This is a genomic window from Acetobacter estunensis (genome assembly GCF_019083805.1).
Taxonomy (GTDB): domain Bacteria; phylum Pseudomonadota; class Alphaproteobacteria; order Acetobacterales; family Acetobacteraceae; genus Acetobacter; species Acetobacter estunensis_A.
The window spans coordinates 118,912-131,777 of the sequence record NZ_JAHRDV010000005.1 but is presented as its reverse complement, the minus strand read 5'-3'; the positions used below and the strand labels follow the sequence as shown (position 1 = coordinate 131,777).

Annotated in this window: 9 protein-coding genes; 7 read left to right on the top strand and 2 right to left on the bottom strand. The window is 60.2% G+C overall.

Features of this window, described 5'->3' with window-relative positions; all coding sequences use genetic code 11:
* Window positions 1-15 precede the first annotated feature (15 nt).
* The gene (locus tag KUA11_RS08315; RefSeq protein ID WP_408744172.1) at window positions 16-2,166 is read left to right on the top strand and encodes a M1 family metallopeptidase; all 2,151 of its coding nucleotides are present in this window, start codon (window positions 16-18) and stop codon (window positions 2,164-2,166) included.
* 12 nt (window positions 2,167-2,178) lie between these two features.
* Here the strand turns inward: KUA11_RS08315 and nagA are convergent, their stop codons facing one another.
* Window positions 2,179-3,294, bottom strand: a complete 1,116-nt coding sequence (gene nagA, locus KUA11_RS08310) for an N-acetylglucosamine-6-phosphate deacetylase (RefSeq protein ID WP_217409846.1) — start codon at window positions 3,292-3,294, stop codon at window positions 2,179-2,181.
* A 43-nt stretch (window positions 3,295-3,337) separates the two neighbouring features.
* Window positions 3,338-3,757: a hypothetical protein gene (locus tag KUA11_RS08305; protein WP_217409845.1), complete on the bottom strand. Its 420-nt coding sequence runs from the start codon at window positions 3,755-3,757 to the stop codon at window positions 3,338-3,340.
* 178 nt (window positions 3,758-3,935) lie between these two features.
* On the opposite strand from KUA11_RS08305, the gene guaA reads away from it, so the two are divergent.
* From guaA to KUA11_RS08275, 6 genes are all read left to right on the top strand, one after another.
* Entirely contained in the window at window positions 3,936-5,531 is a 1,596-nt protein-coding gene (gene guaA, locus KUA11_RS08300) for a glutamine-hydrolyzing GMP synthase (protein WP_166314275.1), read from the top strand.
* 358 nt (window positions 5,532-5,889) lie between these two features.
* Entirely contained in the window at window positions 5,890-7,584 is a 1,695-nt protein-coding gene (aspT, locus tag KUA11_RS08295) for an aspartate-alanine antiporter (protein ID WP_368040974.1), read from the top strand.
* Between the two features lie 26 nt (window positions 7,585-7,610).
* Entirely contained in the window at window positions 7,611-9,200 is a 1,590-nt protein-coding gene (locus KUA11_RS08290) for a bifunctional aspartate transaminase/aspartate 4-decarboxylase (RefSeq protein ID WP_217409844.1), read from the top strand.
* A gap of 100 nt (window positions 9,201-9,300) precedes the next feature.
* On the top strand, window positions 9,301-10,392 hold the full coding sequence (locus tag KUA11_RS08285) for an asparaginase (protein ID WP_217409843.1): 1,092 nt from the start codon (window positions 9,301-9,303) through the stop codon (window positions 10,390-10,392).
* Between the two features lie 99 nt (window positions 10,393-10,491).
* Window positions 10,492-11,409 (top strand): transporter, encoded by a 918-nt coding sequence (locus tag KUA11_RS08280; RefSeq protein WP_254454778.1) that lies wholly within the window; start codon window positions 10,492-10,494, stop codon window positions 11,407-11,409.
* 136 nt (window positions 11,410-11,545) lie between these two features.
* Complete coding sequence (locus tag KUA11_RS08275; RefSeq protein ID WP_217409842.1) at window positions 11,546-12,802, top strand: dicarboxylate/amino acid:cation symporter; 1,257 nt, start codon at window positions 11,546-11,548, stop codon at window positions 12,800-12,802.
* Window positions 12,803-12,866 lie beyond the last annotated feature (64 nt).

The window sequence follows — 12,866 nt, the reverse complement described above, 5'->3', positions numbered from 1 at the left end:
AGGGGAAGGGAAGGGATCACCCGACGACGCTTCACTGTCCCGCTTCTGGCCGGATTGCTGGTGACGACCGTGCTGTCCCCTTTCGCCCGCGCGGCCGACGCCCCGACGGAAAGCCCGTCCCCCACGCCACCTGTCCTCCAGATGCCGCCCCCCGATCCGGCGCGTATCTTTGCACCTCTGGCGTGGCCCGATCCGGTCAACGCTTTCCGCTCGGGCAGCGGTCGACGTGGACCGGAGGCGTGGCAGAACCGCGCGGACTATGACATCCACGTGGCCATCGACCCTATCAGTCGCGTGCTGAGTGGGGATGAAACCATCACCTACACCAACAACAGTCCTGACGATCTGGATGTGCTGTGGGTGCATCTGGACCAGAACGCCTACCGTGAGGGCGCGCGCGCCAACTTCGCAACGCCCGCCTGGCACACGCACCACACGGACGGCGTGACCATCGAAAGTGTCACGATCGAACAGGAAGAGCACGATACGCCCATCGTGCCTGTCATCTCGGACACACGGATGCAGCTTCCCCTCGTGCGGCCGCTGCACAAGGGCGAAAAATATCGCCTGCGCATCGTCTGGCATCTCACCCTGCCCGGCGCCTGGGGCGGCCGCACCGCCGTTTCTCCAAGCCAGAATGGCGACATTTACGAAGTGGCGCAGTTCTATCCGCGCATGGCTGTCTATGACGATCTGCGTGGGTGGGACACACTGCCCGGACTGGGTCAGGAGTTCTATCTGGAGACCGGAAACTTCGATTACAGCGTGACAGTACCCTCAGATTTCATCGTTGCAGGCTCCGGTGCGCTGGTGAACGCCGACGACGTGCTGACACGCGAACAGCGGGACCGGCTCACGCAGGCAGCGCGAAGCGAACAGCGCGTGATGATCCGTACCCGCGACGAGGTTCTGGCGGCTGTCACGGCGGAACTTCCCGCCCCGTCTCCGGCCCCCAAAACAGTGGACAAGGCTTCCGCTCACAAGAACGAGCCAGCCAAGTCCACGCCTCCCGCACCTAAAACAAAAACATGGCGTTTTCACATGAACGACACGCGGGACGTGGCGTTTGCCGCCTCCGCCGCGTTCCTGTGGGACGCCGCCCGACTGGACATCGGAACCCAGACGGTGGCCAGCAAGTCCGACGCAACACCCCGTCTGGCCATGGCGGTCTACCCCGTGGAAGCCATGGGCTCGCATGGATGGGACCGCGCCGTATCCTATGTGAAACACGCCATCGAGGACTTCTCCACCCGCCTCTTTCCCTACCCTTGGCCCAATGCTGTGGCTGTCGGCGGCCATGGTGCGAACATGGAGTATCCGGGACTGGCCTTTGAGGGAAAGGACGAGAAGGACGGCCAGCTTTTCGCCATGACGGTGCATGAATTCGCGCACCAGTGGTTCCCCATGCTGGTGGGAAGCAACGAACGGCGCAATGCTTTCATGGATGAGGGCTTCGCCACGTTCCTTGGCACTCTGGCCGCACCCGATTTCAATCAGGGTGAATTCGCGCCCAAGCGGGATGCGGAGTTCGCTCCCACGAGTGGACGACCCGCGACCGACATCACTGCCCTGCTGCGCGACCCGGCTGCCCCCGTGCTGATGGCTCCCAGCGACACGGTGCCGGAGACGTATCGTCACCCGCTCACCTATTTCAAGGCAGCTTACGGACTGACCCTTCTGCGTGAGCAGATCATTGGCCCCGAACGCTTCGACCGCGCCTTCCGCGCATGGATCATGGAATGGGCGTATCATCACCCCACGCCATCGGATTTCTTCCGGTTTATGAGCAGCGAGACCGGAGAAGACCTCTCATGGTTCTGGCGTGGCTGGTTCTTCAACAACTGGGCCCCCGACTATGCCGTGGCGCCCGTGACCTATCCCGATGACGACCCTGCGAAAGGGGCGCTCGTCAAAGTGGTAAACCGCGGCTGGCTGCCTTTGCCCGTAACATTGCAGGTGACATGGAAAGACGGCAGTTCGGCACGCGTACGTATCCCCACCGAAGCGTGGGTGCAGCATAACGAACTGACGGTGGAAGTGGCCGGCAATCAGCCCGTACGCACGGCGATCGTCGATCCCGATCTCACCATTCCCGACATTGACCGCAGCAACAACAGTTTTGGAGCGATTTTGACAGTGACGCCGCCGACGAAGGCGGGGCCGTGAGAGGAGCAACATTTAAACTCTGAACACCGTCGCCCCACCGACAAATACCTCCCGCACAAAGAACCCGGCATCCATCACCACCAGATCGGCCCGTAGCCCCGACGCGATCCGCCCGCGGTCATGCAGCCCGAGCCATGCGGCCGGATTGGCCGAGACCAGGCGTGAAGCTTCGGGCAGAGACATGCCTCCCACCGTCACGGCGTTGCGCAGCGCCACGTCCAGCGTGAGAATGCTCCCTGCCAACGTCCCGTCCGGCAGACGCACGGCCCCATTGCGGATTTCCACATCCTGACCGCCAAGCTGACTTGGCCCCTCCGGCTGACCCGTACCACGCATGGCGTCAGTCACGAAAAGCAACCGGCGCCCCATCACCCGGGCCGCCAGCCGGAAAGTGGCTGGGTGGACATGATGCGTGTCGAAAATCATCTCCGCATGGCCTTCATCACTGCACATCAGCGCCGTGACAGGACCGGGACGCCGCCCCTCAATGGGAGGCATGGCGTTGAAGAGATGCGTGCCTCCTACAGTGCCCCCCGCCGCGCACACCCGACAGATTGCCGCTTCGGCCTCTTCATAACCCGCCACTGTATGACCAAGGCTCACACGCACGCCAGCGCGCGCGAAGCTCTCCATCGCCGTATCGGCGTGCTCCAGTTCAGGAGCCAGCGTCACCACACGCACGACGCCGGTTTCAAGAGCCTGAGCCACAAGCCCGGGTGACGGTGGAATGGCAAACGGGGGCTGTGCGCCCAGTCGGTGCGGGCTGACGAACGGCCCCTCAAGATGCGCGCCGTGAAGGATCGGTCCACCTCCGGGCGCGTTGCGCTGTGCTTCCGCCACGGCCTTCAGTGCGTTCATCACATCCGGCCATGGGGCCGTGATAGTCGTGGGCAGGATGGTGGTCGTGCCATGCGTCAGGTGGAAACGCGCAAGGCGATGGATCGCCGCCACCCCATCCATCGTGTCCGCGCCGTCACCGCCATGCACGTGGCCATCGATAAAACCCGACAGAATATAGCGCGCGGGCGCTTTCGGCAGCGGCGTGACAGCGCGGATGCGTTCCCCCTCAAGCGTCAGCGTGCCGGGAAGAATGCGATCAGGAAGAACGATCTGGCCAGTCAGGTCCATAAGAGACAGATTCCGTAATGCGGCGGCAAGACGACCCTTGGGGTCAGTCTCCCATGAAGTTCTTCCATGCACTGCCCTGAGGACGATGCAGGACGATGTGGGCGCGGCAGTTGGGCGTGCCAAAGACCCCCTTGATGCTGTCGCCATCGGGCTGCCCTTCGAACACCCAGGGCAATGGCTTGCCGTCCTTGTCCTTGAGCATGAGCTGGGCGTGCAGCCGCTTGAGATTCTTGTCCGGCTTTCCGCGCAGCACGAGCGTCCCTGTGGCGGGTGTGAAGGCCACGCGGTCAGTTTCCACCTGCAAAATGGAGTCCTGATGATCGGGGCAGGTGCCCTGATCCGTCACCAGCATGCCCACCCATTCGCCGGTCGGTTTGTCCGCAAACGCGGGAAGAGCGGCAGCCGACATGCCAGCCGAAAGGAAAAAGGCGCGACACAGACAGGGCAGGAGACGGGCGCGCATCGGCAGACCTCCACGAAGCAGTAGCGGACCGCGCGCAACCGGGACGGAACACGCGGGAAACGGGTGACGACACCCCCTGCCTCGTCCTATACCCCGCGAGGAGAACGCCGCAATGTATGCGTACCGCTTTCCTGCCGTCCGGCGGAAGCGCACCGCACCCACCCGAGAGGAGCCTGCCATGTCCGGCACCGCCCAGGACGCCACCATCACCGACACCGCCCTGCATGCCGACCGGATCCTGATCCTTGATTTCGGCTCGCAGGTCACGCAGCTCATTGCCCGCCGCGTGCGCGAGAGCGGTGTCTATTGCGAGATCTGGCCGTTTACGGCGGACGAGGAACGTATCCGCGCCTTCGCTCCTCGCGGCATCATTCTCTCCGGCGGTCCGGCCAGTGTGCATGACGAAGGAGCGCCGGTCATCCCGGAGGTGGTGTTCGCGCTGAACATTCCGGTGCTGGGCATCTGCTACGGTGAGCAGGCCATGTGCAACCAGCTCGGCGGCAAGGTCGAAGGCTCCGATCACCGCGAATTCGGGCGCGCCTTCGTGGACATCACCGAAGACTGCGCCCTGTTCCGTGGCGTCTGGGCACGCGGCAGTCGTGAACAAGTGTGGATGAGCCACGGCGACCGCGTGACGCAGTTGCCGCCCGGTTTCCGCGCCGTCGCCACGTCCGAGGGCGCACCATTTGCCATCATCGCCGATGAAGGACGCAGGCTCTACGGCGTGCAGTTCCACCCCGAGGTCGTGCACACGCCCCATGGCGCAGCCCTTCTGCGCAACTTCACGCACAATGTCGCGGGTTGCACCGGCACATGGACCATGGCCCGTTTCCGCGATGTCGAGATCGAAAAGATTCGCAAGCAGGTGGGCGACAAGCGCGTGATCTGCGGTCTATCGGGCGGTGTGGATTCCTCGGTCGCCGCCGTGCTGATCCATGAGGCCATCGGAGACCAGCTTACCTGCATCTTCGTCGATCACGGCATGCTCCGCGCGGGTGAGGCGGAAGAGGTGGTCAAGACCTTTCGTGGCCAGTTCAACATCAAGCTGATTCACCGCGATGCGTCCGATCTGTTCCTGTCTGCGCTTGAAGGCGTCACGGACCCGGAGGTGAAGCGCAAGACCATCGGTCGCCTGTTCATCGAGGTGTTCGAGGAAGAGGCCGCCAAGATCGGGGGGGCAGAGTTCCTCGCTCAGGGCACGCTTTATCCCGACGTGATCGAGAGCGTCAGCTTCACGGGCGGTCCTTCCGTCACCATCAAATCGCATCACAATGTCGGCGGCCTGCCCGAGCGTATGAACATGCAGTTGGTCGAACCGTTGCGTGAACTGTTCAAGGACGAGGTGCGCGATCTCGGGCGCGAACTGGAGATTCCCGAGAGCATTGTCGGGCGCCATCCGTTCCCCGGCCCCGGTCTGGCCATCCGCATTCCCAGTGATTCCATCACCCGCGAGAAACTGGACCTGCTGCGCAAGGCGGACGCCATCTATCTTGAGGAAATCCGCAATGCGGGTCTCTATGATGCCATCTGGCAGGCCTTCGCGGTGCTGCTGCCGGTACGCACGGTGGGCGTCATGGGCGATGGCCGCACCTACGATCAAGCCGTGGCACTCCGGGCCGTGACCAGCACCGACGGCATGACGGCGGAAGTGTTCCCGTTCGACATGGGCTTCCTCAACCGCGTAGCCAGCCGCATCGTCAATGAGGTACGCGGCATCAATCGTGTGACCTATGACATTACATCCAAGCCGCCCGGTACTATTGAGTGGGAATGACACTCACCCGGTAGACCCATCAGCGGATGACTCTGTCGTTTACCCCGGCTTGAAAAAGCCGGGGTTTTTCTTTGCCTTGAGACTGACACGCAAAAATTTCTTTTCTCATCTTATTCCAAGACAAGAAGAAAATGAGACCCATTTCCGCGCCACAGTCAGTTTTAAATGCACTTTAAACTCCAAAATCCACACATAACCTACACACGAAATCATTTTCATTTCGAATTATAAATATTACGAGATAAATACGATTATAATTAAAGTATTAAACATTTATTCCATTGATCTTTATCAATGACGGAAATGTGAGCGACCACGATGGTCGCCCACGAAAACCAGAACGAACCCAAGGAATTTCGTGTTGCACGCATTCACTGCCCCGTTGGCCGGCCTGTTTAGTGCGTGTCCGGAAATCGCTCTCTTTCTCGCCCTCGTGATCGGATGCTGGATCGGTCGATTCCGCTTCGGCTCATTCCAGCTTGGTGGCGTGGCCGGGTCTTTGCTCGCCGCTGTGCTGCTCAGTCAGGTGGGCGTGCATATCGACTCAGGTATCAAGAACGTTCTGTTCGCACTCTTCATCTATGCGGTGGGATACCAGAGCGGCCCGCAGTTCTTCCGTTCACTCGGACGGCAGTCACTACGGGAAATCCTGATGGCCGTGGTGCTCGCCATTACGGGCCTGATCACGGTCGTGACGGTCGCGCGCATGTTCCATCTCGACAAAGGACTGGCGGCCGGACTGGCCGCTGGCGGCCTCACCCAATCAGCCATCATCGGCACGGCCGGTTCTTCACTGGAAAAGCTTGATCTACCGCTCGCGCAGGTGCAGCAGCTTCAGGGCAATGTCGCGGTGGGATACGCCGTGACCTACATTTTCGGATCCATCGGCCCGATCCTCCTGTGCGTAAACGTCCTGCCGTGGTTCATGAAGCGCGGCATCCGGGAAGACGCAATCAAAGCCGAAACCGCACAGGCCGGAGGCGTGCATGTTCCGGGTGAAGGCGAAGTGTCCGCACTGCCAAACCTTATTGGACGGGCTTACCGAATTACCAAATCCGACCTTACCGTTTCCGGTGTGGAGAGCTTGGCGCGCGGCGTGACGGTGGAACAGATCCTCCGTGAGGGCAAGGATGTCGGCGTGGGTGCTGACGTCGCACTGATGTCTGGCGATCAGGTGCTGCTTGTGGGACAGCGCGCGGACATCCTCACCATAGGACAGAAGATCGGGCAGGAATGCGGCGAAGTCCCGGGCATGGATATCGCACTGCTACGGCGCGATGTTGTCTTGTCCAGAAAGGACTTTTCCGGGAAGACCGTCAGTCAGTGCGCACAATCCCTGTCGGCTGCAGCCCGTCATGGCGTTTATCTCGTAGCCCTCTCCCGCGCGGGCACGACGCTTCCTGTCACCCCTGACACGGCGGTAAAAGACGGGGATATGGTGACGCTGCTCGGCACATCGGCAGATGTGCAACGTGTAGCGAACCAGATCGGCACGATCCTGATCCCCTCCGTAAAGACCGATCTGGTCTTCCACTCCCTCGGTATCGCTCTTGGTCTGCTGATCGGTCTGGCCGTCGTACATATAGGGTCTGTTCCGCTCACGCTCGGCAGTGGCGGCGGCGCTCTTCTTTCGGGGCTGCTGTTCGGCTGGTATCAGAGCCGTCACCGCGCAAGTGGAAACATGCCTTCCGCAGCCTCGAACCTTCTGGTTGATCTGGGTCTCGCAGGCTTTGTCGCCGTCACAGGGCTTCAGACCGGCCAGCAGGCCATCGCGACCATCATGCAACACGGAATCACGCTCTTTCTCCTGGGTGTGGTGGTGACGCTGGTGCCGCTCATCCTCACCATGTTCTTTGGCCGTTACGTGCTGCGCTACGACAATACGGCCATTTTTGCCGGAGCGCTTGCAGGTTCGCGCAGCGCCAATCCTGCATTCGGTGAGGTTCTGAACAAGGCGGGCAATGCCGTTCCGACAACACCGTTCGCCATCACCTATGCGGTAGCGAATGTGCTGCTGACGCTGCTCGGGCCGCTTGTGGTCGCATTTTCCTGAACATTTCACGGCAAGGAGACCGGACAATGTCCATCGATTACTCGAAATATCGTGATCTCAGCCCCTTCGAACTGAAGGATACGCTGATCGCCCTTGCCTTCTCAAAGGCGGATCGCATGATGCTGAACGCCGGTCGCGGCAATCCCAATTTTCTGGCCACGTTGCCCCGCGATGCATTTTTTCTCCTCGGTCAGTTCGCGCTCTCGGAAGCACGCCTGTCGTTGTCCTATCTCTCTCCGGGGCTTGGTGGGACCGTGCGCGTGGAAGGGATTGAAGGGCGTTTTGACCGCTTCGTTGCCGATAACTACGGAAAAGAAGGCGCCGCCCTTCTCAGTCATGCCGTCAGTTATGTGCGTGACCAGATGGGGCTGCCCGCTGACACATTCCTGCTGGAAATGGTGGAAGGCATCCTCGGCTGCTATTACCCGACGCCGCCGCGCATGTTGACGCTAAGCGAGAAAGTCGTGGGCCAGTACGTGTTGCGCGAGATGGTGGGGGGCGAACTTTCTCTCGATTCCACGGACTTTTTCGCGACCGAGGGCGGCACGGCCGCCATGGCCTATGTCTTCAATTCGCTCAAGCAGAACGATCTCATCCGCAAGGGCGACAAGGTGGCGATCGGCATACCGATCTTCTCGCCCTATATCGAGATCCCGCAGCTTGAGGAATATGGCCTCGAAGTCGTTGCCATTCAGGCCGACCCTTCAGTGGACTGGCAGTATCCGGAAAGCGAACTTGAGAAGCTGCGCGATCCGGCAGTGAAGATGTTCTTCTGCGTCAATCCGAGCAACCCGCCATCGGTCAAGATGAACGATGCCTCGCTTGAGAAGATCGCCTCCATCGTCAAGGACCGTCCGGATCTGATGATCCTGACCGACGATGTGTACGGCACATTTGCCGACGGCTTCCGGTCGCTGTATGCGGTCTGCCCGCGCAACACGATCCTTGTCTATTCCTTCTCGAAGTATTTCGGTGCGACCGGCTGGCGTCTGGGCGTCATTGGCATGCACAAGGACAATCAGATCGATGCACGCCTGGCACAGCTTCCGGTGGATGCAAAGGCAGCGCTGGAAAAGCGTTATACCAGCCTGACCACGGATGCATCCTCTCTGAAATTCATCGACCGCCTGGTGGCGGACAGCCGTGCGGTAGCGCTCAATCACACAGCCGGCCTGTCCACACCGCAGCAGGTCCAGATGGTGCTGTTCTCCCTGTTCGCACTCATGGATCAGGAAGGCCGCTACAAAGCCACTCTCAAGAGTGTCATCCGTCGCCGCGAAGCCGCTCTGTATCGGGAACTGGGTTTAAAACCCAAGGAAGATGCGAATGCGGTGGACTACTACACTCTCATTGACCTTGAGGACACCTGCCGTGCTCTCTATGGCGAGGACTTCGCAAAATGGATGCTGGAGCGGGCCAGCACGGGTGAAATCCTGTTCCGTATCGCGGATGAAACCGGAATCGTGCTTCTGCCCGGAGCGGGTTTTGGCGCCACCCGCCCTACGGCACGCGCCTCTCTGGCCAACCTCAACGAGTTCCAGTATGCGGCGATCGGACGCTCGCTCCGCCACATGGTTGAGGAATACCACGATCAGTTCGTGAAAACACAGGGCTGAATGCAGTCGGTCTGGAAGCAACACCGGTCGCTTCCAGACCAAACACAAGAGGCAGCAACACCCTCACCTATTTCCAGCCACCGAAGGACTGTTCTGCCTTATGTTTTTCCTACGTATCCTACCGTTTTTCCTTGCTGCTCTGAGTGTAGTGACGATGCCGCCAACCTGCGCTCGTGCCTCAGACATGCAGGCGCACCAGCCTCAGACATCGCTGCCCCGAGTGCTTGTTCTGGCCACCGGAGGAACCATCTCGGGCAAAGCCGACACACGTTCGGCCATTGGCTATGACGCTGGCGCCGTCACGGGTGAACAACTGATTGCAGGCGTACCCGGTATAGAAAAACTGGCACGCCTGAAAGTGGAGCATATCTCCAACATTGCGTCCCAGAACATGAACAGTCAGGTCTGGTTCCGTCTGGCCGAACGTATCCATGAGGCATTTACAAAGAATGAGGCAGATGCCGTCGTCATCACGCATGGCACGGACACGATGGAAGAAACCGCCTTTTTCCTCGATATCGTGACTAGAGATTCCCGCCCCGTGGTCCTGACCGGCGCAATGCGCCCGAGCACGGCCATCAGCGCGGATGGTCCGGCAAACATGTATGAGGCTGTGAAAGTCGCGGCCAGCCCGCAAGCGCGAAATCGGGGCGTTCTGGTAGTATTGGACGACACCATTCATGCCGCGCGCTGGGTAAGCAAAACCCACACCACGGCGCTGGAGACTTTCCGCTCACGCAATGCGGGACCGGTGGGAATGGCAGACCCCGCAAATGTGCGTTTCCTTGCTCCTCCGCGCACTGAAATCCATCTGCCGTTGCCTCACAACCCCGTATTGCCACGGGTCGAAATTATCTACGCGCACGCCGATATGGATGGCGCTCAGATTGACGAAGCCGTCAAAAATGGGGCACGAGGCATCGTGATTGCCGGAATGGGAGACGGCAACGTGTCGGAGGAAGCGCTTTCGGGTCTGGACCGTGCTGTGAAAGCAGGTGTTGTGGTCGTGCGTTCTTCGCGTGTGGGTGACGGGTTCGTGAACCGGAATGTAGAGATCGACGACGACCGGCACGGACTGGTGGCGTCCCTTGATCTCAATCCGCAAAAAGCGCGCATCCTTCTTCAGCTTCTTCTTGCCGATGGCCGGAACGCGCCTACGGACATCCAGAAAACCTTTGGCGGGGACTATTGAACAAAATGAGGCGCGGTCGAAACGGTGCGTAAAATCAGGTTGAAACGGAAAGCGCACACTCATGGAAAACGTCGTGCAGGAAAGGCTTTTGCCGTCCTCATGACGTGGATGGGCACCAGTTCGTGGGCACATGCGGACCAATGGTATACAGGCTCCCTTGTCTCGCCCTCGGGCACGACGCGCGTGGGCGTGCTCAACGTCGAGCCTTACTATTCCTATAGCCAGCCAGTGGGATATTTTGACGCCCGTGGCGGATCACGTCCTGTCACGCATCCGATGCAGCGGATGTTTTCCAATTCCACCTTGTGGAAATACGGAATCCTGTCCGATTTCAGCGTGCAGGTGCATACGATCGTGGATTATGGCTGGAAGCATGACACCGGACATTCTCACGGCCCCAAGACCGGCGACGTACCGGTTGATCTGATCTACCGTTTCGTGCGTCCCGATCCGAAACGCTACATCCCTGCCTTCAATCTTTTCGTGGGTATGATCTTTCCGACCGGCGACTACAGGAAACTGGGCGATACGCAGGACGGTGTCGGCAGCGGTGCCTACGTGTTCCGTTTTGCCATCACGGAGCAATCCACTTACACGCTGCCCGGCAACCATGAATTGCGTCTGCGCGTGTGGAACTGGTTCCGCCGGGCCGTGACTTCGGCCAAACTTGTCGACACCACCAGCTATGGAACGGCTCACGGTTTCCGTGGGCGCGGCCAGCCCGGCATGAGTGGCGAGACGGGCTTTTCGCTTGAATATGCCCTGAGCCAAAAATGGGTGCTGGCCATGGATCTGGCGCGCGACTGGTCCGATGGATCGCGCATGCACGGACATGACGCGAGCGGGCAATATGTGAAAAAGGTCGGCAGCGCCGGCTCGGACTGGCAGATCGCCCCCGCGTTTGAATATAACTGGAATGCCCGCTGGGGTGTGATCGTAGGATCGGCTTTCTATTTCGCTGGTCACAACAAGAGCATTCAGGTTTCGCCGCAATTTGCCATCAACGCGATGTTCTGAATCGTCCTGAGCAACCGCACCTCGACGGAAACGGATCCCAAGCGCGCTGGCCCGCGACAACCCGCGCTTTGACCGCAACGACTCTCCTCCCTATAGGTGCCAGCCTTGCCGGATAATCTGTGAAACGAGAGGTGCGATGGCAGTCGTAGGAAAACCCACCAGTACCAAGCGGCGTACTATTGCCATTCTGGTCGCGCTTGTTCTGGGTGTGGTGTGCGGTTTGAGCGTTCATGATCTGACGCCCGAGTGGATAACATTTGCGGAACAGACAGGCTCCCTGCTCACGCAGATCTTTCTGCGCTTGATCCGTATGATTATCGCACCGCTCGTCTTCGCCACGCTCGTCAGCGGCATCGGCAAGCTTGGCGATGACACGATGGTCCTGCGCGTGGGTGGTCGTGTGCTGGTGTGGTTCATCTCCATGTCGTTCCTTTCCCTGCTGATCGGACTGTTCGCCGCGCATGTGCTGACGCCGGGCAGCGGCTTTTCCGCGCCCCTGCCTGCGGATGTCTCGGGGCTGAAGCATCCGTTCCAGCCAGTGGAGTTCATCCTTCACGTCGTGCCCACCAGCATTCTGGATGCAATGTCGCGCAACGACATTCTTCAGATCGTGGTGTTCGCGGTCCTGTTTGGCGTGGCACTTCCGGCCGCAGGAACTGCCGGTCAGACGATGCTGAAATGGACCGAGGAACTCGCGCACGTCATGCTGCGGATGACGGATATGGTGATGGTCCTCGCCCCCATGGCCGTGTTTGGCTCCATCATGGGCACACTGGCGCATAGCGGCGCGAGTGTGCTGCTGCTGTTCGGGCGGTTTCTCGCGGAATTCTACGGCACGATCCTGTTCCAGTGGTGTGTGCTCACCGGCATTACCTGCCTGTTCCTCGGTCGTCGCATCACGGGTCTGATCCGCGAGATGGTACAGCCGGTCGTGCTGGGGTTTGCGACCGCCAGTAGCGAGGCGGTCTATCCGCTTCTGCTGGAGAAGCTGGAAAACTTCGGCGTGCCGGGACGCATCGCGGGCTTCGTGCTGCCACTGGGCTACAGCTTCAACATGGACGGCTCCATCCTGTTCCAGTCCTTTGGCGCGCTATTCATTGCGCAGGCCTATGGCATCCAGATGAGCTGGTCGCAGCAGTTCCTGATGGTGCTGGTGATGATGCTCAGCAGCAAAGGGATCGCGGGCGTGCCGCGTGCCTCACTGGTGACGCTCGTGGCAGTGCTCCCACAGTTCGGGCTGCCGGAAGCGGGGATCGCACTCATCCTTGGTATCGACCATTTTCTCGATATGGCGCGCACGGCGACCAACGTGCTCGGCAATGGTTATGCCGCCGCCGTTTCAGCCAAATGGGAAGGGGTCTTGTCAGAAGGGCCAGCGGAAGAAACGCTATAATCCTTGCGCCACAATGCTGGCAGGAAAAAAAGGGGCGGGCCGCCATGGCCACGCCCCCTTTTTC

What these genes read in the sequence shown, in the direction of transcription:
- KUA11_RS08305 (WP_217409845.1), bottom strand. Translation starts at nt 3,757, where the DNA reads ATGCGCGCCCGTCTCCTGCCCTGTCTGTGTCGCGCCTTTTTCCTTTCG.
- KUA11_RS08280 (WP_254454778.1), top strand. Translation starts at nt 10,492, where the DNA reads ATGACGTGGATGGGCACCAGTTCGTGGGCACATGCGGACCAATGGTAT.
- nagA (WP_217409846.1), bottom strand. Translation starts at nt 3,294, where the DNA reads ATGGACCTGACTGGCCAGATCGTTCTTCCTGATCGCATTCTTCCCGGC.
- KUA11_RS08285 (WP_217409843.1), top strand. Translation starts at nt 9,301, where the DNA reads ATGTTTTTCCTACGTATCCTACCGTTTTTCCTTGCTGCTCTGAGTGTA.
- KUA11_RS08290 (WP_217409844.1), top strand. Translation starts at nt 7,611, where the DNA reads ATGTCCATCGATTACTCGAAATATCGTGATCTCAGCCCCTTCGAACTG.
- guaA (WP_166314275.1), top strand. Translation starts at nt 3,936, where the DNA reads ATGTCCGGCACCGCCCAGGACGCCACCATCACCGACACCGCCCTGCAT.
- KUA11_RS08275 (WP_217409842.1), top strand. Translation starts at nt 11,546, where the DNA reads ATGGCAGTCGTAGGAAAACCCACCAGTACCAAGCGGCGTACTATTGCC.